At 70.6% G+C, this 23,992-nt stretch carries 25 protein-coding genes; 13 read left to right on the forward strand and 12 right to left on the reverse strand.

The window, feature by feature from the left end; all coding sequences use genetic code 11:
* Nucleotides 1-95: 95 nt before the first annotated feature.
* The 4 genes from AQJ64_RS12585 to AQJ64_RS12600 all read left to right on the forward strand — a co-directional run bounded on the left by AQJ64_RS12585 (nucleotide 96) and on the right by AQJ64_RS12600 (nucleotide 6,874).
* The gene (locus AQJ64_RS12585) at nucleotides 96-794 is read left to right on the forward strand and encodes a spermidine synthase family protein (RefSeq protein WP_055635372.1); all 699 of its coding nucleotides are present in this window, start codon (nucleotides 96-98) and stop codon (nucleotides 792-794) included.
* A 122-nt stretch (nucleotides 795-916) separates the two neighbouring features.
* A complete protein-coding gene (locus AQJ64_RS12590; RefSeq protein ID WP_055635373.1) occupies nucleotides 917-1,657 on the forward strand; it encodes a response regulator transcription factor in 741 nt (246 codons plus the stop codon).
* The gene (locus AQJ64_RS12595; RefSeq protein ID WP_079061618.1) at nucleotides 1,654-2,766 is read left to right on the forward strand and encodes a sensor histidine kinase; all 1,113 of its coding nucleotides are present in this window, start codon (nucleotides 1,654-1,656) and stop codon (nucleotides 2,764-2,766) included. The genes AQJ64_RS12590 and AQJ64_RS12595 overlap by 4 nt, the downstream gene beginning before the upstream one ends.
* Before the next feature lie 313 nt (nucleotides 2,767-3,079).
* Nucleotides 3,080-6,874, forward strand: coding sequence for a multifunctional oxoglutarate decarboxylase/oxoglutarate dehydrogenase thiamine pyrophosphate-binding subunit/dihydrolipoyllysine-residue succinyltransferase subunit (locus AQJ64_RS12600; RefSeq protein WP_059202630.1), 3,795 nt, complete (start codon nucleotides 3,080-3,082; stop codon nucleotides 6,872-6,874).
* 143 nt (nucleotides 6,875-7,017) lie between these two features.
* Here AQJ64_RS12600 and AQJ64_RS12605 read toward each other — a convergent pair whose 3' ends face one another.
* Nucleotides 7,018-7,200, reverse strand: coding sequence for a DUF6104 family protein (locus tag AQJ64_RS12605; protein ID WP_018535226.1), 183 nt, complete (start codon nucleotides 7,198-7,200; stop codon nucleotides 7,018-7,020).
* A gap of 154 nt (nucleotides 7,201-7,354) precedes the next feature.
* On the opposite strand from AQJ64_RS12605, the gene AQJ64_RS12610 reads away from it, so the two are divergent.
* Nucleotides 7,355-8,278 (forward strand): DUF4097 family beta strand repeat-containing protein, encoded by a 924-nt coding sequence (locus tag AQJ64_RS12610; protein WP_055637611.1) that lies wholly within the window; start codon nucleotides 7,355-7,357, stop codon nucleotides 8,276-8,278.
* 1 nt (nucleotide 8,279) lies between these two features.
* Nucleotides 8,280-9,305, forward strand: coding sequence for a PadR family transcriptional regulator (locus tag AQJ64_RS12615; RefSeq protein WP_055637610.1), 1,026 nt, complete (start codon nucleotides 8,280-8,282; stop codon nucleotides 9,303-9,305).
* Between the two features lie 15 nt (nucleotides 9,306-9,320).
* On the opposite strand, the gene AQJ64_RS12620 is transcribed toward AQJ64_RS12615, so the two are convergent.
* The 4 genes from AQJ64_RS12620 to AQJ64_RS12635 form a co-directional block, all read right to left on the reverse strand.
* Complete coding sequence (locus AQJ64_RS12620) at nucleotides 9,321-9,869, reverse strand: Clp protease N-terminal domain-containing protein (RefSeq protein WP_055637609.1); 549 nt, start codon at nucleotides 9,867-9,869, stop codon at nucleotides 9,321-9,323.
* Nucleotides 9,869-10,078: a helix-turn-helix domain-containing protein gene (locus tag AQJ64_RS12625; RefSeq protein ID WP_037674056.1), complete on the reverse strand. Its 210-nt coding sequence runs from the start codon at nucleotides 10,076-10,078 to the stop codon at nucleotides 9,869-9,871. The genes AQJ64_RS12620 and AQJ64_RS12625 overlap by 1 nt, the downstream gene beginning before the upstream one ends.
* A gap of 91 nt (nucleotides 10,079-10,169) precedes the next feature.
* The gene (locus AQJ64_RS12630; RefSeq protein ID WP_055637608.1) at nucleotides 10,170-11,135 is read right to left on the reverse strand and encodes a zinc-binding dehydrogenase; all 966 of its coding nucleotides are present in this window, start codon (nucleotides 11,133-11,135) and stop codon (nucleotides 10,170-10,172) included.
* A gap of 197 nt (nucleotides 11,136-11,332) precedes the next feature.
* Nucleotides 11,333-12,562 (reverse strand): NAD(P)-dependent malic enzyme, encoded by a 1,230-nt coding sequence (locus AQJ64_RS12635; RefSeq protein ID WP_055637607.1) that lies wholly within the window; start codon nucleotides 12,560-12,562, stop codon nucleotides 11,333-11,335.
* 630 nt (nucleotides 12,563-13,192) lie between these two features.
* Here AQJ64_RS12635 and AQJ64_RS12640 point away from each other — a divergent pair.
* From AQJ64_RS12640 to AQJ64_RS12650, 3 genes are read left to right on the forward strand one after another with little or no spacing between them, the layout of a single operon-like run.
* The gene (locus AQJ64_RS12640) at nucleotides 13,193-14,158 is read left to right on the forward strand and encodes an ABC transporter substrate-binding protein (protein WP_055637606.1); all 966 of its coding nucleotides are present in this window, start codon (nucleotides 13,193-13,195) and stop codon (nucleotides 14,156-14,158) included.
* 39 nt (nucleotides 14,159-14,197) lie between these two features.
* Complete coding sequence (locus tag AQJ64_RS12645; protein WP_055637605.1) at nucleotides 14,198-15,166, forward strand: amino acid ABC transporter permease; 969 nt, start codon at nucleotides 14,198-14,200, stop codon at nucleotides 15,164-15,166.
* The gene (locus tag AQJ64_RS12650) at nucleotides 15,163-15,924 is read left to right on the forward strand and encodes an amino acid ABC transporter ATP-binding protein (protein ID WP_055637604.1); all 762 of its coding nucleotides are present in this window, start codon (nucleotides 15,163-15,165) and stop codon (nucleotides 15,922-15,924) included. The genes AQJ64_RS12645 and AQJ64_RS12650 overlap by 4 nt, the downstream gene beginning before the upstream one ends.
* A 57-nt stretch (nucleotides 15,925-15,981) precedes the next feature.
* On the opposite strand, the gene AQJ64_RS12655 is transcribed toward AQJ64_RS12650, so the two are convergent.
* Nucleotides 15,982-16,746, reverse strand: coding sequence for a class I SAM-dependent methyltransferase (locus AQJ64_RS12655; protein WP_055637603.1), 765 nt, complete (start codon nucleotides 16,744-16,746; stop codon nucleotides 15,982-15,984).
* 99 nt (nucleotides 16,747-16,845) lie between these two features.
* On the opposite strand from AQJ64_RS12655, the gene AQJ64_RS12660 reads away from it, so the two are divergent.
* A complete protein-coding gene (locus AQJ64_RS12660) occupies nucleotides 16,846-17,475 on the forward strand; it encodes a CGNR zinc finger domain-containing protein (protein ID WP_059202631.1) in 630 nt (209 codons plus the stop codon).
* On the opposite strand, the gene sodX is transcribed toward AQJ64_RS12660, so the two are convergent.
* The gene (gene sodX / locus AQJ64_RS12665; protein WP_059202632.1) at nucleotides 17,379-17,813 is read right to left on the reverse strand and encodes a nickel-type superoxide dismutase maturation protease; all 435 of its coding nucleotides are present in this window, start codon (nucleotides 17,811-17,813) and stop codon (nucleotides 17,379-17,381) included. The genes AQJ64_RS12660 and sodX overlap by 97 nt on opposite strands.
* A gap of 144 nt (nucleotides 17,814-17,957) precedes the next feature.
* Between sodX and sodN the strand changes: the two genes are divergently transcribed.
* Together sodN and AQJ64_RS12675 are read left to right on the forward strand one after the other, a co-directional pair.
* Entirely contained in the window at nucleotides 17,958-18,353 is a 396-nt protein-coding gene (gene sodN / locus AQJ64_RS12670) for a superoxide dismutase, Ni (RefSeq protein WP_055634112.1), read from the forward strand.
* Nucleotides 18,354-18,588: 235 nt separating this feature from the next.
* Nucleotides 18,589-18,903, forward strand: a complete 315-nt coding sequence (locus tag AQJ64_RS12675; protein ID WP_206189697.1) for a cupin domain-containing protein — start codon at nucleotides 18,589-18,591, stop codon at nucleotides 18,901-18,903.
* 11 nt (nucleotides 18,904-18,914) lie between these two features.
* On the opposite strand, the gene AQJ64_RS12680 is transcribed toward AQJ64_RS12675, so the two are convergent.
* On the reverse strand, nucleotides 18,915-19,718 hold the full coding sequence (locus AQJ64_RS12680) for a class I SAM-dependent methyltransferase (RefSeq protein WP_055634110.1): 804 nt from the start codon (nucleotides 19,716-19,718) through the stop codon (nucleotides 18,915-18,917).
* Nucleotides 19,719-19,824: 106 nt separating this feature from the next.
* Here AQJ64_RS12680 and AQJ64_RS12685 point away from each other — a divergent pair, with 106 nt between their 5' ends.
* Nucleotides 19,825-20,595, forward strand: a complete 771-nt coding sequence (locus AQJ64_RS12685; protein ID WP_055634109.1) for a VOC family protein — start codon at nucleotides 19,825-19,827, stop codon at nucleotides 20,593-20,595.
* 1 nt (nucleotide 20,596) lies between these two features.
* Here AQJ64_RS12685 and AQJ64_RS12690 read toward each other — a convergent pair whose 3' ends face one another.
* The 4 genes from AQJ64_RS12690 to AQJ64_RS12705 form a co-directional block, all read right to left on the reverse strand.
* A complete protein-coding gene (locus AQJ64_RS12690; protein WP_055634108.1) occupies nucleotides 20,597-20,935 on the reverse strand; it encodes a DUF952 domain-containing protein in 339 nt (112 codons plus the stop codon).
* A 9-nt stretch (nucleotides 20,936-20,944) separates the two neighbouring features.
* Nucleotides 20,945-21,148, reverse strand: coding sequence for a hypothetical protein (locus tag AQJ64_RS12695; RefSeq protein ID WP_055634107.1), 204 nt, complete (start codon nucleotides 21,146-21,148; stop codon nucleotides 20,945-20,947).
* 214 nt (nucleotides 21,149-21,362) lie between these two features.
* Entirely contained in the window at nucleotides 21,363-22,502 is a 1,140-nt protein-coding gene (locus tag AQJ64_RS12700) for a family 2 encapsulin nanocompartment cargo protein polyprenyl transferase (protein ID WP_055634106.1), read from the reverse strand.
* On the reverse strand, nucleotides 22,499-23,905 hold the full coding sequence (locus tag AQJ64_RS12705) for a family 2B encapsulin nanocompartment shell protein (protein WP_055634105.1): 1,407 nt from the start codon (nucleotides 23,903-23,905) through the stop codon (nucleotides 22,499-22,501). The genes AQJ64_RS12700 and AQJ64_RS12705 overlap by 4 nt, the downstream gene beginning before the upstream one ends.
* Between the last annotated feature and the right edge of the window lie 87 nt (nucleotides 23,906-23,992).

The following is a 23,992-nucleotide window of genomic DNA, read 5'->3' on the forward strand; positions in this document are numbered from 1 at the left end:
CGGCGCGTCAACGTCACACCCGCCCCTCACCCCCGTCCGACCTGCGCTCCCGAAAACGTGTGAACAGACCGTCAGGGAAGTGCCAGGATGGGCCGATGCCCCGTTCGTACGACATCCCCGACGGCCCCGAGGTGCTCGACCGTCGCGCGGGACCCCATGGTGAGGTCGTGTTACGCCGGCACGGCGAACTGCTCCAGATCATCGCCAACGGCTGCTTCCTGATGGACACCTCCGACGGCCGCTCCGAACGGCTGCTCGTCGACGCCGCGCTCGCCGCGCTGGACGGCCGTCCCGCACCGAAGCTGCTGATCGGCGGCCTGGGCGTCGGGTTCTCGCTCGCGCACGCCGCCGCCGATGCGCGCTGGGGCGCGATCACCGTGGTGGAACGGGAACGGGCGGTCGTCGACTGGCATCTCGACGGGCCGCTCGGGCGACTCTCCGCGCGGGCCCTCGCCGATCCGCGCACGACGATCGTGGAAGCGGACCTGCTGGACCACCTCCGTGAGACGTGCGACACGTTCGACGCGATGTGCCTGGACATCGACAACGGGCCCGGCTGGACCGTCACCGAGGGCAACGACAGCCTGTACTCACCGGCCGGACTCACGGACTGCGCAAGGGTGTTGACACCCGGTGGTGTCCTGGCCGTCTGGTCCGCCCGCCCCTCTCCGGAATTCGAGGGAACCTTGCGGAATGCCGGGTTCCGGCAGGTGCGTACCGAAGAGATCCCGGTTGCCCGAGGCGTGCCGGACGTCGTGCACCTCGCCGTCCGCCCCGCCGTCGGGCCTGGATAGCAATGCGTCGGTGACTCCGGGTACGTTGCATCCCTGACGCCGATCATTTACGCGTCAACCGCAGTCATGCGCAGACAAGGGATCACCCCACTGATTCCGGAAAGCACACTCAGGGGCGGGCGATGGAGACGACACACACCTCGCACAACGGCACGACGACGGCGACCCCGGGAGCGCAGCGGCGCGTTCTGGTGGTCGAGGACGACCCGACCATCGTCGACGCCATCGCGGTCCGCCTGCGCGCCGAGGGATTCCTCGTGCAAACGGCGGGCGACGGACCGGCGGCCGTCGACACCGCCGAGGCCTGGCAGCCCGATCTGCTGATCCTCGACATCATGCTGCCCGGCTTCGACGGCCTGGAGGTCTGCCGTCGCGTGCAGGCCGCCCGACCGGTGCCGGTGCTCATGCTCACCGCGCGCGACGACGAGACCGACATGCTGGTCGGGCTCGGCGTGGGCGCCGACGACTACATGACCAAGCCGTTCTCGATGCGGGAGCTGGCCGCACGCGTGCATGTGCTGCTGCGCAGGGTGGAGCGGGCCGCGATCGCGGCCACCACGCCCCGCAGCGGCATCCTGCGCCTCGGCGAGCTGGAGATCGACCACGCGCAGCGCCGGGTGCGGGTGCGCTCGGAGGACGTGCACCTCACGCCCACCGAGTTCGACCTGCTGGTCTGCCTGGCGAACACCCCGCGCGCGGTGCTCTCCCGTGAGCAGCTCCTCGCCGAGGTCTGGGACTGGGCGGACGCCTCCGGCACCCGCACGGTCGACAGTCACATCAAGGCGCTGCGCCGGAAGATCGGCGCCGAGCGGATCCGCACGGTGCACGGCGTGGGCTACGCGCTGGAGACCCCGACGCCATGAGCGGCGCGGACGGACCGAGAAGCCCCGGCTCCGGACCAGGGGATCCCTGGGGCGGCGTGCGCCCGTTCTCGATCAAGACCAAGCTGGGCGCGCTGGTCGTCATCTCGGTGCTGATCACCACGGGTCTGTCGATGATCGCGGTGCACACCAAGACGGAGCTCCGCTTCATCACGGTCTTCTCGATGATCGCCACACTGCTGATTACGCAGTTCGTGGCGCATTCGCTCACCGCCCCGCTGGACGAGATGAACGCGGTCGCGCGCTCCATCTCGCACGGTGACTACACCCGCCGGGTCCGGGAGAACCGTCGGGACGAGCTGGGCGACCTGGCCCAGACGATCAATGTGATGGCGGACGAGCTGGAGGCGCAGGACGCCCAGCGCAAGGAGCTGGTGGCGAACGTCTCGCACGAGCTGCGCACCCCGATCGCGGGGCTGCGCGCCGTCCTGGAGAACGTGGTCGACGGCATCGCCGAGGCCGATCCCGAGACGATGCGTACGGCGCTGAAGCAGACGGAGCGGCTCGGGCGGCTGGTGGAGACGCTGCTCGACCTGTCCCGGCTCGACAACGGCGTCGTACCGCTGCGCAAACGCCGTTTCGAGGTGTGGCCGTATCTGTCGGGCGTGCTGAAGGAGGCCAACATGGTCTCCTCGGCGCGCGCGACCATGGGCTCGGGCGGCAGCCACACGCGGACGGACGTCCATCTGCACCTGGACGTCTGCCCGCCGGAGCTGACCGTGCACGCGGACCCGGAGCGCATCCACCAGGTCGTGGCGAACCTGATCGACAACGCGGTCAAGCACAGCCCGCCGCACGGCCGGGTGACGGTGAAGGCGCGGCGCGGGACGCAGCCGGACTCGCTGGAGCTCGAAGTCCTGGACGAGGGTCCGGGCATACCGCGCTCGGAGTGGCACCGCGTGTTCGAGCGGTTCAACCGGGGAGCCGTCCGCCGGCCGCACGGTCCGGGCAGCGACGGCGGTACGGGGCTGGGGCTGGCGATCGCCCGGTGGGCGGTCGATCTGCACGGCGGACGGATCGGAGTGGCCGAATCCGAGCGGGGTTGCCGGATTCTTATCACTCTTCCGGGAGAGCCTTCTCTTCCAAGTTGACGTAAAGTGCGAACCGGAGCCTCAAGATCCCCCGGCTGTCCGCGCCGTCGGACACGTGTGATCAGGCAGAGGACCGGTGCAGGTCGGCGCCGGTTCGCACAGGTCCGCCCGCTCGGTGTGCGCGACCAGCGTCAACGGACCCTTTTCGCACCGCAACCGCGCTTGTTTCCCGCCATTTCCACCCCCGAAACACGCTTTCCGATGTGACTTACGCGACGATGGACCGGCTCGACCTGACCTTCGTGCTCTTGGAGGCGTAGCCTTTATTCCCGCTGTCCATCACCTTGTGAAGCGGAAGAGGGCGGTTGCCGCCGTGTCGCCACAGTCCCCCAGTAACGCATCGAGCATCTCGACCGACGCAGACCAAGCGGGCAAGAACCCCGCTGCCGCGTTCGGCCCGAACGAGTGGCTCGTCGACGAGATCTATCAGCAGTACCTCCAGGACCCGAATTCGGTAGACCGTGCCTGGTGGGACTTCTTCGCCGACTACAAGCCGGGGGCGGCCACTCCCTCGGCTCCGGCGGGTACTGCGGCCGCGGGGGCCGCAGGGACCACCACCACGCCGCCGGCGCCCGCCGCCCCGGCTCCGGCCGCCGTGCCGGCCCCGGCCGCCGCCCCGAAGCCCGCGGCCGCCGCGCCGGCCGCCCCGGCCCCGGCCGCGGCCCCCGCCCCGGTGAAGGCCGCCCCGGCCGCCGCGAAGCCGGCCGCCGCCGCTCCCCCGGCAGCCGCCGGGGCGCCCGAGGGCCCCGAGCTGATCACGCTGCGCGGCCCGGCCGCCGCGGTCGCGAAGAACATGAACGCCTCGCTGGAGCTGCCGACGGCCACCTCGGTCCGCGCGGTCCCGGTGAAGCTGCTGTTCGACAACCGCATCGTCATCAACAACCACCTCAAGCGCGCCCGGGGCGGGAAGATCTCCTTCACGCACCTGATCGGCTTCGCGATGGTGCAGGCCATCAAGGCCATGCCGTCGATGAACTGGCACTACGCGGAGAAGGACGGGAAGCCCACCCTCGTCAAGCCGCCGCACGTCAACTTCGGCCTGGCCATCGACCTGGTGAAGGCCAACGGCGACCGCCAGCTCGTCGTCGCCGGCATCAAGAAGGCCGAGACGCTGAACTTCTTCGAGTTCTGGCAGGCCTACGAGGACATCGTCCGCCGCGCCCGCGACGGCAAGCTGACGATGGACGACTTCACCGGTGTCACGGTCTCCCTGACCAACCCCGGCGGCCTCGGCACCGTCCACTCCGTGCCGCGTCTGATGCCCGGCCAGTCGGTCATCATGGGCGTCGGCTCCATGGACTACCCGGCGGAGTTCCAGGGCACCTCCCAGGACACCCTGAACAAGCTCGGCATCTCCAAGGTCATGACGCTCACGTCGACCTACGACCACCGGGTCATCCAGGGCGCCGCCTCCGGCGAGTTCCTGCGGATCGTCGCGAACCTCCTGCTCGGCGAGAGCGGCTTCTACGACGAGATCTTCGAGGCCCTGCGCATCCCCTACGAGCCGGTCCGCTGGCTCAAGGACATCGACGCCAGCCACGACGACGACGTCACCAAGGCCGCCCGGGTCTTCGAGCTGATCCACTCCTACCGGGTCCGCGGCCACGTCATGGCCGACACCGACCCGCTGGAGTACCGCCAGCGCAAGCACCCCGACCTGGACATCACCGAGCACGGCCTCACCCTGTGGGACCTGGAGCGCGAGTTCGCCGTCGGCGGCTTCGCCGGCAAGTCCCTGATGAAGCTGCGCGACATCCTCGGCGTGCTGCGCGACTCGTACTGCCGCACCACCGGCGTCGAGTTCATGCACATCCAGGACCCGAAGCAGCGCCGCTGGATCCAGGACCGCATCGAGCGCGCGCACACCAAGCCGGAGCGCGAGGAGCAGCTGCGCATCCTGCGCCGGCTGAACGCGGCGGAGGCCTTCGAGACCTTCCTCCAGACGAAGTACGTCGGCCAGAAGCGGTTCTCCCTGGAGGGCGGCGAGTCCGTCATCCCGCTGCTGGACGCGGTCATCGACAGCGCGGCGGAGTCCCGGCTGGACGAGGTCGTCATCGGCATGGCCCACCGCGGCCGGCTGAACGTCCTGGCCAACATCGTCGGCAAGTCGTACGCGCAGATCTTCCGCGAGTTCGAGGGCAACCTCGACCCGAAGTCGATGCACGGCTCCGGCGACGTGAAGTACCACCTGGGCGCCCAGGGCACCTTCACCGGTCTCGACGGCGAGCAGATCAAGGTCTCGCTGGCCGCGAACCCCTCCCACCTGGAGACGGTCGACCCGGTCATCGAGGGCATCGCCCGCGCCAAGCAGGACATCATCAACAAGGGCGGCACGGACTTCACCGTCCTGCCGGTGGCGCTGCACGGCGACGCGGCCTTCGCGGGCCAGGGCGTGGTGGCCGAGACCCTGAACATGTCGCAGCTGCGCGGCTACCGCACCGGCGGCACGGTCCACATCGTCATCAACAACCAGGTCGGCTTCACCGCGGCCCCCGAGTCCTCGCGTTCCTCCATGTACGCGACGGACGTGGCCCGCATGATCGAGGCCCCGATCTTCCACGTGAACGGCGACGACCCCGAGGCCGTCGTGCGTGTCGCGCGGCTGGCCTTCGAGTTCCGTCAGGCGTTCAACAAGGACGTGGTGATCGACCTCATCTGCTACCGCCGCCGCGGTCACAACGAGTCGGACAACCCGGCCTTCACCCAGCCGCTGATGTACGACCTGATCGACAAGAAGCGCTCGGTGCGCAAGCTCTACACCGAGTCCCTCATCGGTCGCGGCGACATCACCCTGGAAGAGGCCGAGCAGGCGCTCCAGGACTACCAGGGCCAGCTGGAGAAGGTCTTCACGGAGGTCCGCGAGGCCACCGCGCAGCCCGTCGGCGGCGACGTCCAGGAGCCGCTGGACGGCTTCCCGGTCGCGGTCCCGACCGCGGTCTCCACGGAGGTCGTCAAGCGCATCGCCGAGTCCCAGGTCAACATCCCCGACTACTTCCACGTCCACCCGCGTCTGCTGCCGCAGCTCCAGCGCCGGGCGTCGATGGTCGAGGACGGCACCATCGACTGGGGCATGGGCGAGACCCTCGCGGTCGGCTCCCTCCTCCTGGAGGGCGTCCCGGTCCGGCTGTCCGGCCAGGACTCCCAGCGCGGCACCTTCGGCCAGCGCCACGCGGTCCTCATCGACCGCGAGACGGGCGAGGAGCACACCCCGCTCCAGTACCTCGCCGAGGACCAGGCGCGCTACAACGTCTACAACTCCCTGCTGTCCGAGTACGCGGTCATGGGCTTCGAGTACGGCTACTCGCTGGCCCGCCCCGACGCGCTCGTGATGTGGGAGGCGCAGTTCGGCGACTTCGTCAACGGCGCGCAGACGGTGGTCGACGAGTACATCTCGGCGGCCGAGCAGAAGTGGGGTCAGACGAGCGGCGTGACGCTCCTGCTCCCCCACGGCTACGAGGGACAGGGCCCGGACCACTCCTCGGCCCGCGTCGAGCGCTTCCTCCAGCTCTGCGCCCAGAACAACATGACGGTCGCCATGCCGACCCTGCCGTCGAACTACTTCCACCTCCTGCGGTGGCAGGTGCACAACCCGCACCACAAGCCGCTGGTGGTCTTCACCCCGAAGTCGATGCTGCGCCTGAAGGCGGCGGCCTCGAAGGCGGAGGAGTTCACCTCGGGCCAGTTCCGCCCGGTCATCGGCGACACCTCGGTCGACGCGAACGCGGTCAAGAAGGTCGTCTTCTGCGCCGGCAAGGTCTACTACGACCTGGAGGCCGAGCGTCAGAAGCGCGGTGTCACGGACACGGCGATCATCCGTCTCGAGCGCCTCTACCCGCTGCCGGGTGCCGAGGTCCAGGCGGAGGTCAACAAGTACCCGAACGCCGAGAAGTACCTGTGGGTCCAGGAGGAGCCGGCCAACCAGGGTGCCTGGCCGTTCATCGCCCTGAACCTGATCGACCACCTGGACCTGGCCGTCGGCGCCGACGTCCCGCACGGCGAGCGACTGCGCCGCATCTCGCGGCCGCACGGCTCGTCCCCGGCCGTCGGCTCCGCCAAGCGCCACCAGGCGGAGCAGGAGCAGCTGGTGCGCGAGGTGTTCGAGGCGTGAGCCTCTGACCGATCGTGACCGATCGAGCAAAGAGCCTGTCCCCGGGAATCCCCCGGGGACAGGCTCTTTGTCGTACGTCGGTCCGTCGTACGTCGGTCCTCGTCGTACGTCGGTCCTCGTCGTACGTCGGTCCTCGTCGTACGTCAGTCCTCGTCGTCCTCGTCGTCCAGCCGGGCGAGCCAGGTGGCGAGGCGCTCCACCGGCACCTCGAAGTCCGGGTTCAGGTCGACGAACGTCCGCAGCTGTTCGGCGAGCCACTCGAAGGTGACCTCCTCCTCGCCGCGTCGCTTCTCCAGCTCCTCGATGCCTCGGTCGGTGAAGTACAACTCTCGCTCCTGCTCCTGTGGGCCTACGCCCCCAGAGTAGGCCGCCGGTCACCCCCACGGTGTCTTGACTTCCGACGTCCGCGATATATCGTGAATTGAAGAAGACGCGATATGGCGCGTTGTACCGGGAAACCGTGCCGAGGAGGGGTCTCCCATGTCCGAATGGTCCGTCGCAGAGCCGAGCAAGCTCACCTTCGACGAGCCCGTCAGCACCCTGCACGTCCGCATCGTCGACGGCACGGTGAACGTGGTGGGCACGGACGAGGGCCCGGCCCGGCTGGAAGTGTCCCGGATCGAGGGGCCACCCCTTGTGGTGAGTCATCGTGACGGCACCTTGACGGTGGCGTACGAGGATCTGCCCTGGAAGGGATTCCTCAAGTGGCTCGATCGCAAGGGGTGGCGCCGCAGCGCCGTGGTCTCCCTGGCGGTCCCGGTCGGCACCCGGGTGGAGCTGGGCGTGGTGAGCGCCGGCGCGACGGTGTCCGGGATCGACGGGCGTACGGAGATCAAGGGCGTCACCGGTGACGCCACCCTGGTGGGCCTCGCGGGCACGATCCGCGCGGACACGGTGTCGGGCAGCGTCGAGGCCCAGGCGCTCACCGGCGATCTGCGGTTCAACTCCGTCTCCGGGGACCTGACCGTCGTCGAGGCCGGCTCGTCCGTCAAGGCGGACTCGGTGAGCGGCTCGATGGTCGTCGACGTGGACCCGACGAGCAGGCCCACGGAGATCTCCCTGACCAACGTCTCGGGCGAGATCGCCATCCGGCTGCCGCACCCGGCCGACGCGGAGGTGGAGGCCAACACGGCGAGCGGTGCGGTCTCCAACGCCTTCGAGGACCTCCGGGTCAGTGGCCAGTGGGGCGCCAAGCGGATCACCGGCCGTCTCGGCGCGGGCAACGGCCGGCTGAAGGCGACCACGGTCTCCGGCTCGATCGCCCTGCTGCGGCGCCCGCCCACGGAGGACGGGGACTGGTCCGCCGATGGCTCCGACGCGGGGGACAATGCCGTTTCCGGCCCGGACGGCGGTGCCCCCTGCGCCGACCCGGCCGACAGCACGACCGACAAGAAGGTGCTCTGACATGCCTCCCGTCTTCGCCCACGGCCGTCTCCGTCTCTACCTGCTGAAGCTGCTGGACGAGGCCCCACGCCACGGTTACGAGGTGATCCGCCTCCTGGAGGAGCGCTTCCAGGGGCTGTACGCGCCGTCGGCGGGCACCGTCTACCCCCGGCTGGCCAAGCTGCAGGCGGAGGGCCTGGTCACCCACACCACCGAGGGCGGCCGCAAGGTGTACGCGATCACCGACGCGGGCCGCGCCGAACTCGCCGACCGCAGCGGTGAACTGGCCGATCTGGAGCTGGAGATCCGCGAGTCGGTCGCGGAACTGGCCGCGGAGATCCGGGCCGACGTACGCGGCGCGGCGGGCGATCTGCGGCGGGAGATGCGGGCGGCGGCCACCGAGGCCCGGCGTGACGGCCGCCCCGGCCCCGTCCCCGAGGGCGAGTACGGCGACAAGGAGTCCTGGCGGGCCGCCAAGGAGGAGATGCGCCGCGTCAAGCAGGAGTGGAAGGAACAGGCCCGCCGGGCCAAGGACGAGAGCCGCAGGGCCCGCGAGGAGGCGCAGCGTGCCCGCCGCCAGGCCAAGGACGCCCAGGACCACGCGCGGGCCCAGGCCCAGGAGGAGATGCAGCGCATCGCCCGGCGCGTCCAGGAACAGGTCCAGGACCACTTCGCGCGCGGCGACTGGCCGACGGGGGTCCGCGAGGGCCTGACCGAACTGGCCAGGGAGTTCGGCGAGTTCGGCAAGGACTTCGGCAAGGAGTTCGGCAAGGACCTGGGCTTCGGCCGCACCTCCGCGGGCCCGGCCCCGTCCTACTCCCACTCCCCCGAGGACTTCCCCGCCGAGTACGAACCGTCCTGGGCCCACGAGGACTCCGGCGGCGACCCGGCCCGCGACCTGGACCGCCTCCTGGACCGCTTCCGCGACGACATCCGCGACACGGCGCGCGACCACGGCATCACCCCCGACCAGCTCCGAGCCACCCGCCACCACTTGTCCTCGGCGGCGGCCCACATCGGGGCGATCCTGCGGACACCGAAGGCTTGAGGGTCGGGAGGGGCGTCAGCTCGCCTTGGGTTCCGCGTCGCCGTACAGGATCCGGGTCAGGGCCGCGTGGGTCACGCCGTGGTCGGCGAGTACCTCGGCGGTGGGGCCGGGTTGGGTGGTGAGGGCGAGGAGGATGTGCTCGTCGCCGATGCGCCGGTCACGGTGGGCCAGTGCCATGCGCAGGGACTGTTCCAGGATCCGCTTGGCGTCCCGGCCGAAGCTCGGGCGCCCCGCCCGGCGGCCGGCCGCCATCGCGCCGACCCCGTGCACCTCCTCCACCCGGGCGACGATCTCCGTGACGTCGATACCCAGTCCGGCGAGGGCGTCGCTCTCGGCGCGCGAGAGACCCGCGCGCCGACGCGACTCCTCCAGCGCCTCCCGCACCGAGTCCCCGCGGTCGGCGAGCCCGAGGGCGGCCAGCGCGAAGGAGGCACGGCCGCCCTCCCGGTCCAGCAGGGCGAGCAGCAGATGCTCGGCCCCGACGGTCCGCACCCCCGCCCCCTCGCAGTGCTCGACGGCACCGCGCACCACGTCACGGGCGTCCTTCGTGAACCGTTCGAACATCACTGCCTCCCGTACTTCTTGTGCACGGCCTGCCTGCTCACTCCGAGTTCCGCGGCGATCTCCTGCCACGACCAGCCCTGATGGCGCGCACTGCGCACCTGCACCGCCTCCAACTGCTCCAGCAGCCTGCGCAGCGCGGCGACGGCCCGCAGTCCGACCCGTGGATCACGGTCGCCGGCGCGTTCGGCGAGATCCGTTGCTTCGGTCATGACGTCAACATAGGTTGACACGCCCCGTCTGTCAACCTATGTTGACAGGCGGGGCGTGCGAAAGACGCAAGAGGCACCGTCGGCCGGCGGCTCAGCCGCCGGTGAGCACGATCTTGCCGAACTGGTCGCCGGACTCCAGGCGTTCGAAGCCCTCGCGGGCCCGGTCCAGCGGAAGGATCTCGTCGATGACGGGGCGGACCCCGGTGACCGCGCAGAAGGAGAGCAGGTCCTCCAGCTCCTCCTTGGTCCCCATGGTGGAGCCGACGACCTTCAGCTCCAGGAAGAAGATCCGGGTGAGCTCGGCGTGCGAGGGCCGGTCCCCGCTCGTGGCACCGGAGATCACGAGGGTGCCCCCGGGCTTCAGGGACTTCACCGAGTGGGACCAGGTGGCCGCGCCCACGGTCTCGATGACGGCGTCCACCCGCTGCGGCAGCCGGGCCCCCGGCTCCACCGCCTCGACCGCGCCGAGCTCCAGGGCCCGCTTGCGCCTGGCCTCGTCACGGCTGGTCGCGAAGACCTTCAGCCCGGCGGCCTTCCCGAGGACGATCGCGGCGGTGGCGACACCCCCACCGGCCCCCTGGACGAGGACCGAGTCACCGGGGCGGACGCCCGCGTTGGTGAAGAGCATGCGGTACGCCGTCAGCCAGGCCGTCGGCAGACAGGCGGCCTCCGCGAAGGACAGTTCCCTGGGCTTGGGCAGGATGTTCCAGGTCGGCACGGCCACCTGCTCGGCGAAGGTGCCCTGGTAGTGCTCGGTGAGGATGGAGCGCGGCTCCCTGGGGCCGACGCCGTGCCCGGTCTGGCCGATGACGGAGTGCAGGACGACCTCGTTGCCGTCGGCGTCGACCCCGGCGGCGTCGCAGCCGAGGATCATCGGCAGCTTGTCCTCCGCGAGACCGACGCCGCGCAGGGACCAGAGGTCGTGATGGTTGAGGGAGGCGGCCCGCACGGTGACGGTACTCCAGCCGGGGCGGGCCTCGGGGGCCGGTCGCTCCCCCAACTCCAGTCCGGAAAGCGGCTGGTCGCGGTCGATTCGGGCGGCGTAGACGGCGAACATGCACCTGACGATAGGCGGCGCGGGGGGTCGGCGAAACCGGGGCCGCCTGTGAGACACGCCCTCTTGCCAAAACAGGGCCGGTACGGGGGTCCGGGGGCGGAGCCCCGGGGGACGCCGGCGGCTCGGCTCACCCGAACAGGCGGGTGGGTGGGCAAAGAAATGGCCCCGCCCGGACGGACGGGGCCATTCGAGGGACCTCAGCGACGCGCGACGCCCTCGGCACGTGCGGCCGCGGCCACCGCCGCCGTCACCGCGGGAGCGACCCGCTCGTCGAACGGCGAGGGAATGACGTAGTCAGCGGCAAGATCGTCGCCGACCACACCCGCCAGCGCCTCGGCCGCGGCGATCTTCATACCCTCAGTGATCCGGGAGGCCCGCACCTGGAGCGCCCCCGCGAAGATCCCCGGGAACGCCAGCACGTTGTTGATCTGGTTCGGGAAGTCCGACCGCCCGGTCGCGACGACCGCCGCGTACTTGTGGGCGACCTCGGGGTGCACCTCGGGGTTCGGGTTGGCCATGGCGAAGACGAACGCGCCCTTCGCCATGGAGGCCACCGCCTCCTCCGGGACCGTACCGCCGGAGACGCCGATGAACACGTCCGCGCCCGCCAGCGCGTCCTCCAGCGAGCCGCTCAGCCCCGCCTTGTTGGTGAACCCGGCGACCTCGCGTTTGACGTCCGTGAGGTCCTCGCGGTCCGCCGAGACGATGCCCTTGCGGTCGGTCAGCGCCACATCCCCGATACCGGCCTCGACCAGCATCTTCGCGATGGCGACCCCGGCCGCGCCGGCGCCCGAGATCACGGCCCGCAGCTCGCCGATGGTCCGCCCGCTCAGCCGCGCCGCGTTGCGCAGCGCCGCCAGCGTCACGACCGCCGTACCGTGCTGGTCGTCGTGGAAGACCGGGATGTCGAGCGCCTCCTGGAGCCGGCGCTCGATCTCGAAGCACCGGGGTGCCGAGATGTCCTCCAGGTTCACACCGCCGAACGAGGGGGCGAGGCGCACCACCGTCTCGACGATCTCGTCCACGCCGGTGCAGGCCAGCGCGATCGGAACCGCGTCGACCCCGCCGAACTGCTTGAACAGGATGGCCTTGCCCTCCATGACCGGGAGGGAGGCCTCCGGCCCGATGTCCCCGAGCCCGAGGACGGCCGTGCCGTCGGTCACGACGGCGACGACGGAGGACTTCCACGTGTAGTCGTTCACCAGGTCCGGCTGTTCCGCGATCGCGGTGCACACGCGTGCGACGCCGGGCGTGTAGGCGAGGGACAGGTCGTCCTTGTCGCGGACCGGGACGGTGGCCTGCACGGCCATCTTTCCGCCGCGGTGCAGCGCGAACGCCGGATCGAAGGAATCGAGGGGTTCCGCACCGCCCTCCTGGCCCGTATGGTCCGCGCTCTCGCTGCGAGGATTGACGATCTCCGCTGCCACTTCGATGTACCCCTTAGCTGTTCTTGGTCTGAGGGTGGCCACTCCGGGTGAGGAGTGGGCGGGCATCGCACAGGCCCCTGAAGAGGTGATGCGTACGGGCGCCTGCGCGTCGGGCGCGCCGCACACGCGCCCTGAGCCCCGGATGAGGGGTGTAAAGAACCTTCATACCGGACGGAGACCACAGCCGACGAGTCCAATCCGTGCAAGGTCACATTCCTCGGGCTGTAGACCCTCGACAGAGGTGATCACGAGTGACATGACTCATGCGCGAAGACCGGCCAAGGCCTGGTGAAGGCTTGACACGGACTCAACTGAACGGACGCGTCGCACGGTCGGCGATCACATCGTGAGATGAACCGAAGATCCTCCGGCCGCGGGGACGGATTCCCGCAGATGGTCCGGCGTCGCCCGGCCGTGATGGACCGGACTGTGCGGCTCGGGGGTCGCCCGTTATCCGATTTTGACATGGCTGGCCCCCTGATTGGCGTAGTCCGAATGGCAAGATGCCGTAATCACACGAGGTCGCGACACCCGAAGCTGTGTGTTCTTGTCGACCCATCGGCACTTGTCGACCCAGTTGACGCGTGTCGACCCATCGGCATCTCCATCCATCCGCCGGAGGAACCCAAAATGACCGCAAGCACCACCCGACGCACGACCGCCGCGCGCACCCGCCTGGCAGCGGTCGGATCTCTCGCGGTCGCGGGCGCTCTGCTGCTCTCCGCCTGCGGCGACCAGACCAACGACAGCGGCAGCGGCTCCTCCGAGTCCTCGAGCGGCGCCTCCACGGCCCCCCTGTTCTCGAAGCTGCCCGCCGACATCCAGAAGAGCGGCGTCATCCAGGTCGGCACGAACGCCGAGTACGCCCCCATGGAGTCCGTCGACGGCGGCAAGATCGTCGGTGTCGACCCCGACATCGCGGCCGCGCTCGGCAAGCAGCTCGGTGTCGAGTTCAAGTTCACCAACGGTGGCTTCGACACCCTGATCACCGCCGTCAACTCCGGCCGCTACAACATCGCGATGTCGTCCATCACGGACAACAAGCAGCGCCAGGAGGGTCTGGACGACAGCGGCAAGAAGCTCGGCGAGGGCGTGGACTTCGTCGACTACTTCACCGCCGGTACGGCCATCTACGTACAGAAGGGCAACCCCAAGGGCATCCAGTCCCTGGACGACCTCTGCGGCCAGACCGTCGCCGTGCAGCGGGGCACCACCTACGAGGAGGCCCTCCAGGCGCAGTCCAAGACCTGTACGGGCGCCGGCAAGAAGGCCCTGAAGATCGAGTCCTTCGAGAACGACACCGAGGCCCAGACCCGCGTGAAGTCCGGCGGTGCCGTGGCCGGCGTCAACGACTACCCGGTCGCCGTGGACATGGCCCGCAAGGCCGGTGGCGGCAACACCTTCGAGGTCCTGGACAAGCAGTACGAGGCCGCCCCGTTCGGCATCGTCGTCGCCAAGAAGGACACCCAGCTGCGCGACGCCCTGAAGGAGGCCGTCGACGCGATCATCAAGGACGGCTCGTACCAGAAGGTGCTGGAGAAGTGGGGCGCCGAGAGCGGCGCGATCAGCCAGTCCGCGATCAACGGCGGCAAGTGATCCACCCGCACCGCTCCAAGCCTTCGAAGGGCAGTCCCCATGTCTGACAAGCTCGACAAGACCCCCGCGGGCGCACCGCCGGAGGACACCCCTCCGGTCGCCAAGGACTCGGCGTACGCCGGGCCGCCGGAGGCCATCAAGGCCATCCCGGTGCGCCACTGGGGCCGCTGGGTCAGCGGTGTCGTCGTCGTCGCGCTGCTCGCGCTGCTGATCAACGCGTTCGCCAACGGTGACATCCAGTGGTCGACGGTCGGCGACAAGGTCTTCGACTCGACGGTCGTCGCCGGTGCCGGGCGCACCCTGCTGATCAGCATCCTGGCGATGGTGCTCGGTGTGGTGCTCGGCATCCTGCTGGCCGTGATGCGGCTGTCGAAGAACCCGGTGACCAGCACCGTCGCCTGGCTGTACATCTGGTTCTTCCGCGGCACCCCGGTCTACGTCCAGCTGCTGATGTGGTTCAACCTGGCGCTGATCTTCCCGATGCTGAACCTCGGGCCGATCTACAAGGACGAGATGACGGACGTCATGACGCCGTTCATGTGCGCCCTGCTCGGCCTGGGTCTGAACGAGGCCGCGTACATGGCCGAAATCTGCCGTGCCGGTCTGCTGGCGGTGGACGAGGGCCAGACCGAGGCGGCGCACGCGCTGGGCATGAGCCACGGCAAGACGCTGCGCCGGATCGTGATCCCGCAGGCGATGCGGGTGATCGTGCCGCCGACCGGCAACGAGTTCATCAACATGCTGAAGACCTCGTCGCTGGTGTACGTGGTGACGTACAACGAGCTGCTGCGCTCGACCTCGGTGATCGGCTCCTCGTCGTTCGCCGTGATGGAGCTGCTGTTCGTCGCGTCGATCTGGTACCTGGTCATGACCAGCATCTTCAGCGTCTTCCAGTACTACCTGGAGCGGTACTACGCGCGCGGTTCGAGCCGCAGCCTCCCGCCCACGGTCTTCCAGAAGATCAGGGCGAACCTGTTCTCGCTCAGCAGTGAAAGGGGGGCGAAGTGACTGCGATGGTGAAGGCCGAGGGCGTCCACAAGTCCTTCGGCGCGGTCGAGGTCCTCAAGGGCATCGACCTCCAGGTCAACACCGGCGAGGTGTTCTGCCTCATCGGCCCGTCCGGCTCCGGCAAGAGCACCTTCCTCCGGTGCATCAACCACCTGGAGAAGATCAACGCCGGGCGGCTGTACGTCGACGGGAACCTGGTGGGCTACCACCAGAAGGGCGACAAGCTGTACGAGCTCAAGGACAGCGAGGTCGCGCTCCAGCGCCGGGACATCGGCATGGTGTTCCAGCGGTTCAACCTGTTCCCGCACATGACGGCGCTGGACAACGTGGTCGAGGCCCCGGTCCAGGTCAAGGGCGTCAGCAAGGCCCAGGCCAGGGAGCGGGCGCGGGAGCTGCTGGACCGCGTCGGTCTGGCCGACAAGGCGGGGAGCTACCCCTCGCAGCTCTCCGGCGGTCAGCAGCAGCGCGTGGCCATCGCCCGGGCCCTCGCCATGGACCCGAAGCTGATGCTGTTCGACGAGCCGACCTCGGCCCTGGACCCGGAGCTGGTCGGTGACGTCCTGGACGTCATGCGCGACCTGGCCGAGTCCGGGATGACGATGGTCGTCGTCACGCACGAGATGGGCTTCGCCCGCGAGGTCGGCGACAGCCTGGTCTTCATGGACGGCGGCGTGGTCGTCGAGTCCGGCGACCCGCGCGAGGTCCTGACCAACCCGCAGCACGAGCGGACGCAGGCGTTCCTGTCCAAGGTGCTCTAGCGGTACGACGCGGAAGGGGCGGTACGGAGTCTCCGTACCGCCCCTTCCGCCGTGCGGTCACTTCAACGCGAGCAACAGGGTGTCCGCCGGCGAGCACCACACCGGCCGGGCCTCGGCGAAGCCCTTCTCCTTCAGCACGCGCGCGTGCCACGCCGCGGACGGCGTGTCCCCGTCGGCGTGCTCGCCGTAGATCTCGAAGCGGCGGGCCGTGGGGGCGGCGAGGACCGGGTCCTGGGCGGCGAGCTGCCACCACTCGGCCCAGTCGAGGGCGCCGCCGCTCCTGGCCTGTTCCATCCGGGCGAGCCTCAGTGCGCGCTCCGCCGCGTTGATCCGGGGCGTCGTGTCGTCGATCATGTGGTCCGCGTTCATGAAGACACCGCCGTCGCGGACGAGGTCCGCGATCCGACCGTAGAGGGCCGCGAGGGGTTCGCTGTGCAGCCAGTGCAGGGCCGTGGCCGTCAGGACGGCGTCGTACGAGTCGTACGGCAGCCGGGACGGCCAGTGCGGGTCCTTGAGGTCGGCGGCCACGAGCGTGACCCGGTCGTCCCCGGCGAAGGTGCCCTCGGCGATGGTGAGGAGCGCCGGGTCGAGGTCGACGCCGGTGCTGGTGGCGCCGGGCAGGCGGGCCAGCAGCCGGGCGGTGATGGTGCCGGTGCCGCAGGCGAGGTCCAGGACGCGGGGCTCGGGCCCGGCGAGCGCCTCGACCATGTCGAGCATGATCCGGAACCGGTCCTCACGGTCCGGCATGTACCACTCCTGCTGCCGGTCCCAGCTCTCCTGCCAGGCCGCCCAGTCGGTCGTTCCGGTACCCGTGGTGGTCATGGAAGCCCCCTCGTCACCCGTCGCGTAATACCCTGAAAGCACGATCAGCCGTTACCCGGCCGCACTCACGACCATAGAGCCCCTCCGTAAGGACTACAAGTGGAACTGGCCTATTACTCGGACTATGCCGTACGCCTCGTCAACAGCGAGGAACCGGCCCGCGGCAAGGACGCGCTGACCTCGGTCGAGGCGGTCCGCGATCTCTTCGGCGGCAACCAGTCGGCCGCCCGCCGCGCCACCGACGCGGACGTCACCCGCTTCCGCTCGGTCCGGGCCCGGCTGCGCGCGGTGTTCGAGGCGGCCGACCACGGCGACGAGACCCTCGCCGTCGACCTGCTGAACTCGCTGCTGCTGGAGTTCCCGGTGAGCCCGCAGATCTCCGGCCACGACCACCGCGACGACGACGGCCGCCCGCTGTGGCACATGCACCTGGCCGACCACCCCTCGAACGCGACCGCGGGCTACGCCGCCATCGCCGCCATGGGCCTGGCCTTCCACCTCACCGAGTACGGCGTCGACCGGCTCGGCCTGTGCGAGGCCGCCCCCTGCCGCAACGCCTACCTCGACACCTCCACCAACCGCTCCCGCCGCTACTGCTCCGACCGCTGCGCGACCCGGGCCAATGTGGCCGCCTACCGCGCCCGCAAGCGCCTGGAGGCCGACCGCACCGCCAGCACCGGCCTCGCCGCCGACAGCGCCCAGCGCACCACGGCCAGCGGCGAGCGCTGATCCGGCCTGAGCGGCCGGTAGCGCAGCCGCACCTTGCCCAGGATCAGCTCGTCGGGCACGACCCCGTAGTCGGTGCTGTCCCCGCCGGCGTACGCGTTGTCCCCGAGCACCCACCACCCCCCGTCCCGCCGCTCGACGGCCCGCTTGACCACCAGCAGGTCCTGCTGGAAGGGATGCCGCAGCACGACGACGTCACCGGCCCTCACCCGCGCCCCGTACTGCACCACCAGCTGATCCCCGTGGTACAGCGTGGGCACCATGGACGGCCCGGTCACCTCGGCCAGCCCGAAGGGTGCCACGGCCCTCCCCCGCTCGGTCTCCTGCGACAGCTCCGGCATCCCGGCACCTCCCCGGTCCGTTCCTCCACCAGTCTCAGTCTGACCCCGGACTTTTGTCCTAAGCCCATGGGGGCACTCGCGAAAACCCGTCTTGCAGGGAGTAATGTCCCACCTGAGAAGACGATCACGAGGAAGGAACGCTCCATGCTTTCCCGCCTGTTTGCCCCCAAGGTCAAGGTCAGCGCGCACTGCGACCTGCCCTGCGGTGTGTACGACCCGGCCCAGGCCCGCATCGAGGCGGAGTCGGTGAAGGCCGTGCAGGAGAAGATGGCCGCCAACGACGACCCGCACTTCCAGGCGCGCGCCACCGTCATCAAGGAGCAGCGCGCCGAGCTCGCGAAGCACCACGTCTCCGTGCTGTGGAGCGACTACTTCAAGCCCCCGCACTTCGAGAAGTACCCCCAGCTGCACGTGCTGGTCAACGACACCCTGAAGGCCCTGTCGGCCGCGAAGGCGTCGACGGACCCGAAGACCGGCGAGAAGGCTCTCGAGCTGATCGCCGAGATCGACAAGATCTTCTGGGAGACCAAGAAGGCCTGATCGCCGATCACCTTTTTTCCACGCACCCGCACCCGGCCCGCAGGTCGCCGAACACGGCGTCCACGGCGGTCCGGGTGCGGTGCTGTTCGAGGAGGTCGCCCCTTCGCCGTCCCGCGACGCTAGGCTGCCATCGAGGGGTGGCCAGCCACAGGTGGAGTCGGTCATGAACAAGCGGCGAGATCAGGTCCGGGTCGTGACTCCCGAGGACAGAGAACCGGGGCCGCGGACTCCCGGCATGGACAGGCAGCAGGCGTTCGCCACCGAGGGGACCTGGTCGGGGTTCGTGCGTACCGAGGCCGGCATGGTCTCCGGGTGGCACCATCACGGCGGGTGCGAGTCGGTCATCTACGTCCTCACGGGCGCCATCAGGGTGGAGTTCGGCCCCGACGGCGCCGAGGCGGTGGTGGCCGGGCCCGGCGACTTCGTGTACGTCCCGAAGGATGTGGTCCACCGGGAGAGCAACCCCTCGGCCGAGCCCGCGGACATCGTCGTCGTACGGTCCGGGACCGGGCAGTCCCTCTTCAATGTCGACGGCCCGGAGCCGGGCTGAGGTGGGGTGGGTCAGCGGCGGCAGATCAGCAGGCCCGCCCGGCTGGTGACGCGGAAGACGCCGTTGCGGGCGATCTCGTCGGCGACGATCCGGCGGGCCCGTTCGACGGTCTCCTCGAAGGGGGCGCCGTACTGGTCGGCCCAGGCGCGGTAGGAGGCCAGATAGGCGGCCGCGGGGGCCGGGTCGGGGAGTTCGATGACGCCGGGGAGCACCACCGTCTCGACCGTGCCGAACTCCGCGCCCAGCAGGGCGGGGGCGTTCTCCAGGCTGAAACGGGTGGTGAACACCAGGCGGGGCACGGCGGGGGCGGTGCCGAGGACGTCGGTGAGGGCCCGGCCCCACAGGTCGTCCAGTTCGGCCTTGTCGTGCTCGCCGTTGGTGGAGGCGATCAGGAGTCCGCCGGGGGCGAGGACCCGGGACAGCTCGCGCACCGCCGCCGGGATGTCGGGCACGTGGTACAGCATGTGCAGGGCGAGGGCCGCGGCGGCGCTCCCCGTCGCCAGGGGCAGCCGGGCCGCGTCCGCGACGGCCACCGGGGCCGGGACCTCCGCGAGGATGCCGGCCGACAGGTCCAGGCCGAGGACCGTCAGGTCGGGGCGGTCACGGCGGATCCGGGTCAGGAAGGTGCCGTTGCCGCAGCCGACGTCGACGACGGTGCCGCGCACCGCGGTGAGCCGCTCGGCGACGAGGCCGGGGAGGTCGTGGCGCGGTGTCTGCCAGCGGTAGACGGCCTGGCGGGCGGCCAGGTCGCGGCCGGTGCGGTAGGCGCTGCCGGTCAGCCGTTCGCGTTCGGTGGCGGCGGATGGTTCGGGCACTGCGGCACCTCCGGGCGGTGGGGCCCGGCCGGGGTTCCGGCCGGGTCCGCACAGCGCATCAAAGAGCGGCGCGCGCCGTCCAGCGGTGCCCCTCTACGATCACCCCATGAGCTCCCGCGCCCCCGTCCCGGTCCGCTGGACGTACGCCTTCGTCGACCGGCCCGCCGAACGGTTCCGTACGGCGGGCGCGTTCTGGTCCGCCGTCACGGACACCACGCTGTCCGGACTGCGCGGCGAGCGGGAGGAGTTCGGCACCCTGCTGCCGGGCGGCGGCGCCGACGCCTGTGTGAAGGTCCAGGCCGTCACGGACGGGCACGGCGGGGCGCATCTCGACTTCGCGGTGGAGGACGTGCCCGGGTTCACCCGCGCGGCGACGGACCTGGGGGCGCTGACGGCCGCCGCGCACGACGGGTGGACCGTACTGCGCTCCCCCGCCGGGCAGTTGTTCTGCGCGGTGCCCTGGCAGGGGGAGTCCGTGCGGCCGCCGGTCGTCGGGGACAGCCGGCTGGACCAGGTGTGCGTCGATGTCCCGCCGTCCGCGTACGACGCCGAAGTCGCGTTCTGGAGCGCGCTGCTGCCGGGCTGGTCGGCCCGGCCGGGGTCGCTGCCGGAGTTCCATGTGGTCGCGCCCCCGCCGGGGCTGCCGGTGCGGATCCTGCTCCAGCGGCTGGGCGAGGAGCGGCCCGTCTCCGCCCACCTGGACCTGGCCTGCGGTTCCGGCATCGACGCGGTGCGCGCCCGGCACGAGCGGCTCGGGGCGTCGCTCGTGGCCCCCGCCGCCCACTGGACGGTGATGCGTGACCCGGCGGGCGCCCTGTACTGCCTGACGGGCCGTGACCCGCGGACGGGCGGACTGCCGGCTCGGCCGTCCGGCTGAGTCAGCGGTTCCAGGGCTCCACGTCCACCACGGCGTCCGCCGGGATGGGCCCGTACACGTGCGGGAACTCCTCGCCGCCGGGTTCCGGGGCCTCGTACACCAGCGGGACGTCCAGCCGGGCCGGGTCCACCACCAGGACCACCAGGTCGTCGGGGCCGTCGTAGGAGCCGTAGAGGAAGGCGGCGACCTTGGGGAGCTGGGCGCGGGTGGAGCAGTGGATGAACCCCTCCTCCGCGAGGGTGCGGCCCCGGGTGGACCACGTGTAGGAGCCCTGTTCGCGGGCCGCCGCCCAGAGCGCGCGTTCGGTGATGTGGAGGATGTGCGGAAGGGGTTCGGTCATGGGGGCACGCTAACCGGTCGGCTCGGGACGGGTCTCCGGCTTTTCCTCGTGCACCCGCGCGGGGGCGCCCTCCTCGACGTACGCCTCGCACTCGGGGTTGTGGCACGGTCCCGGCACCCAGCGCGGGACCCATGCGCCCAGGGTCTTGTAGCGCTGGACGACGGACTGTACGGGCTGCCCGCAGACGGGACAGACACGCTGTTCTCTGTCCATGCCCTCAGCGTAGGGCGGGCGGGCCCTCAGTGCTCCCTTGTGTACGTCCGTTGTGACGACGCCGTGCCGCGGACGATCGGGCAGGTCTTGATCACGGGGGCCTGACCGGCGAAAACACCGACGGGCCCCGCACGCCGTGGGGAGGTGCGGGACCCATCGGGGTCCAGGGGTGATTCCAGGTGGTGAATCCAGGTGGTGTTTCCAGGTGGTGTTTCTAGGTGCTGCGCCGGGTCACGAACTCGGCCAGCGACAGCAGGCCGCCCGCGGACTCCGGGTCCGGGATCGCGCGGGCCAGTTCGTCCATCGCCCGGGACATCCGGTCGGCCGCCTGGTCCTGCGCCCAGGCCCGGCCCCCGGCCCGCTCCACCGCCAGTGCCGTGCGGTCGAGGTCGTCCGGGTCCTCCGGCACGTGCGGCCGCGCGTACAGCTCGGCCAGTTCCCCGGCGGCCGGGGTGCCGGAGGCCAGGGCGGCGGCCACCGGCAGGGACTTCTTGCGGGCGGCGAGGTCGGCGCCCGCCGGCTTCCCGGTGTGCCCCGGGTCGCCCCATATGCCGATGACGTCGTCGATGAGCTGGAAGGCCAGCCCGGCCTCACGGCCGAACGCGTCCAGCGCGTCGACGTCCTCCGGCGCCGCCCCCGCGTACAACGCGCCCACCGCGCAGGCGCATCCGATCAGCGCTCCCGTCTTGGCCTCGGCCATGACGAGCACCTCGTCGAGGGTGACCTCGGCGGGGGCGCGCTTCTCGAGGGCCGTGTCGGTCCCCTGGCCCTCGCAGAGCTCCACCACGCAGGCCGCGAGCCGGGCGGCGGCCGCCGCGGCCGCCGGGTGCGGGTCCTCGGCGAGCATGCCGAGGGCCCGCGCCTGGAGTGCGTCCCCGGCGAGGATCGCGTCGGCGTCGCCGAACACGGTCCAGGCGGTGGCGCGGTGCCGGCGGGTGGTGTCCCGGTCCATCACGTCGTCGTGCAACAGCGTGAAGTTGTGGACGAGTTCGACCGCCGCGGCCGCCCGGACCGCCGCCGCCCGGGCCGCCGGGCCACCGAGCGCGGTGGCCGCCGCGAGGACCAGCGCGGGCCGGATCGCCTTGCCCGCGTTCTCCGCGGCCGGGGTGCCGTCGGCATGCTCCCAGCCGAAGTGGTAGCGGGCGACCCGGCGCATCCGGCGGGGTAACGAGTCGACGGCGGCGCGCAGTTCGGGGTCGACCGCCGCCCTGGCACGCTCCAGGATCGCCGTCGCCTCCTGCCCCTCGGACGCCGCCGGGCCGGTCCGCTCCTCGCCGCCGCCCCGGCTCTCCCCCTGACTCCCGATGGACCTCCGCCTTTCCCGTGTCCCGTACGGCCTGGTGGCGGAGGTCACCGCCAGCGGCCGATCTCGACGTTCTCCAGGACGCCCAGCGCGTCCGGCACCAGCACCGCCGCCGAGTAGTAGGCCGTCACCAGGTAGTTGATGATCGACTGTTCGTTGATGCCCATGAACCGCACGGACAGGCTCGGCTCGATCTCGTCCGGGATGCCGGACTGGCGCAGGCCGATGACGCCCTGGTCCTGCTCGCCCAGACGCATCGCGATGATCGAGCTGGTACGGGCCTCGGTGACCGGGATCTTGTTGCACGGGTAGATCGGCACCCCGCGCCAGGTGGGGATCCGGTTGCCGCCCATGTCGATCGTCTCGGGCACCAGCCCCCGCTTGTTGAGCTCCCGGCCGATCGCGGAGATCGCGCGCGGGTGGGCGAGCAGCATCTTGGTGCCGCGGCGCCTGCTGAGCAGCTCGTCCAGGTCGTCCGGGCTCGGCACGCCGTCGTGCGGCTGGAGCCGCTGGTCGTACTCGCAGTTGTGGAGCAGACCGAACTGCCGGTTGTTGACCAGCTCGTGCTCCTGGCGCTCCTTGATCGCCTCGACCGTGAGCCGCAACTGCTGCTCGGTCTGGTTCATGGGCTGGTTGTAGAGGTCGGCCACGCGCGTGTGGATGCGCAGGACGGTCTGGGCGATGCTCAGTTCGTACTCGCGCGGGCGGGCGTCGTAGTCCACGAACGTGTGCGGGATGTCCGGTTCGCCGGCGTGGCCCGCGGCCAGGTCGACGGCCTTCTCGCCGTACTTGTTGGTGCGCTGCTCGGGAATGGCGCGCAGCTGGTGCAGGTGCGCGCGCAGGGAGTCGGCGCGCTCCGCGATCTGCTCGACGTCCTGGCGGGCCAGGATCAGCACCGTGCACGCGGTGTCGGCGCGGGCGGTGTACTCCCAGATGGCGTCGGCGTCGAGCAGGGCCTGGTCGCCGAAGTAGGCGCCGTCGGCGAGGACGCCGAGCACCTGGTCGTCGCCGTAGGGGCCGGTGCCGACCTTCTCGACGCGGCCGTGCGCCAGCAGATAGACCTCGTCGGTCTGGTTGCCGAAGGAGGCGATGACCTCGCCGGGGCCGAACTCGCGCTGCCGGCAGCGCTGGGCGAGCTCCGACAGCACCTCGGCGTCCTCGTAGTCGCGCAACGCCGGGAGTTCTCCCAGCTCGGCCGGGATCACCTCGACGCGGTCGCCGGTCTTGACGAACGTGATGCGGCCGTCCCCGACCGCGTACGTCAGCCGCCTGTTGACCCGGTACGTACCACCTTGTACGTCCACCCAGGGCAGGGTCCGCAGCAGCCAGCGGGAGCTGATCTCCTGCATCTGCGGCGCGGACTTGGTCGTGGTGGCCAGGTTCCGCGCGGCCGCGGTGCCGAGACTCTGCTGCGGCTTGCCCGAGTCCGTGCGGACCTCTTCGCCTACCGACATGGAGTAATGCCCTCCCGAATCACGCACGGGCGCCGAACTGCGCCGGTGCACTGGTACGCGGACAAGCCTTCCATCACGGTGTGTGGT

The sequence above is a fragment of the Streptomyces griseoruber genome, from assembly GCF_001514205.1.
Lineage (GTDB): Bacteria > Actinomycetota > Actinomycetes > Streptomycetales > Streptomycetaceae > Streptomyces > Streptomyces griseoruber.

What these genes read in the sequence shown, in the direction of transcription:
- AQJ64_RS12585 (WP_055635372.1), top strand. Translation starts at nt 96, where the DNA reads ATGCCCCGTTCGTACGACATCCCCGACGGCCCCGAGGTGCTCGACCGT.
- AQJ64_RS12590 (WP_055635373.1), top strand. Translation starts at nt 917, where the DNA reads ATGGAGACGACACACACCTCGCACAACGGCACGACGACGGCGACCCCG.
- AQJ64_RS12595 (WP_079061618.1), top strand. Translation starts at nt 1,654, where the DNA reads ATGAGCGGCGCGGACGGACCGAGAAGCCCCGGCTCCGGACCAGGGGAT.
- AQJ64_RS12610 (WP_055637611.1), top strand. Translation starts at nt 7,355, where the DNA reads ATGTCCGAATGGTCCGTCGCAGAGCCGAGCAAGCTCACCTTCGACGAG.
- AQJ64_RS12615 (WP_055637610.1), top strand. Translation starts at nt 8,280, where the DNA reads ATGCCTCCCGTCTTCGCCCACGGCCGTCTCCGTCTCTACCTGCTGAAG.
- AQJ64_RS12620 (WP_055637609.1), bottom strand. Translation starts at nt 9,869, where the DNA reads ATGTTCGAACGGTTCACGAAGGACGCCCGTGACGTGGTGCGCGGTGCC.
- AQJ64_RS12625 (WP_037674056.1), bottom strand. Translation starts at nt 10,078, where the DNA reads ATGACCGAAGCAACGGATCTCGCCGAACGCGCCGGCGACCGTGATCCA.
- AQJ64_RS12630 (WP_055637608.1), bottom strand. Translation starts at nt 11,135, where the DNA reads ATGTTCGCCGTCTACGCCGCCCGAATCGACCGCGACCAGCCGCTTTCC.
- AQJ64_RS12640 (WP_055637606.1), top strand. Translation starts at nt 13,193, where the DNA reads ATGACCGCAAGCACCACCCGACGCACGACCGCCGCGCGCACCCGCCTG.
- AQJ64_RS12645 (WP_055637605.1), top strand. Translation starts at nt 14,198, where the DNA reads ATGTCTGACAAGCTCGACAAGACCCCCGCGGGCGCACCGCCGGAGGAC.
- AQJ64_RS12655 (WP_055637603.1), bottom strand. Translation starts at nt 16,746, where the DNA reads ATGACCACCACGGGTACCGGAACGACCGACTGGGCGGCCTGGCAGGAG.
- sodX (WP_059202632.1), bottom strand. Translation starts at nt 17,813, where the DNA reads ATGCCGGAGCTGTCGCAGGAGACCGAGCGGGGGAGGGCCGTGGCACCC.
- sodN (WP_055634112.1), top strand. Translation starts at nt 17,958, where the DNA reads ATGCTTTCCCGCCTGTTTGCCCCCAAGGTCAAGGTCAGCGCGCACTGC.
- AQJ64_RS12675 (WP_206189697.1), top strand. Translation starts at nt 18,589, where the DNA reads ATGGACAGGCAGCAGGCGTTCGCCACCGAGGGGACCTGGTCGGGGTTC.
- AQJ64_RS12685 (WP_055634109.1), top strand. Translation starts at nt 19,825, where the DNA reads ATGAGCTCCCGCGCCCCCGTCCCGGTCCGCTGGACGTACGCCTTCGTC.
- AQJ64_RS12690 (WP_055634108.1), bottom strand. Translation starts at nt 20,935, where the DNA reads ATGACCGAACCCCTTCCGCACATCCTCCACATCACCGAACGCGCGCTC.
- AQJ64_RS12695 (WP_055634107.1), bottom strand. Translation starts at nt 21,148, where the DNA reads ATGGACAGAGAACAGCGTGTCTGTCCCGTCTGCGGGCAGCCCGTACAG.
- AQJ64_RS12705 (WP_055634105.1), bottom strand. Translation starts at nt 23,905, where the DNA reads ATGTCGGTAGGCGAAGAGGTCCGCACGGACTCGGGCAAGCCGCAGCAG.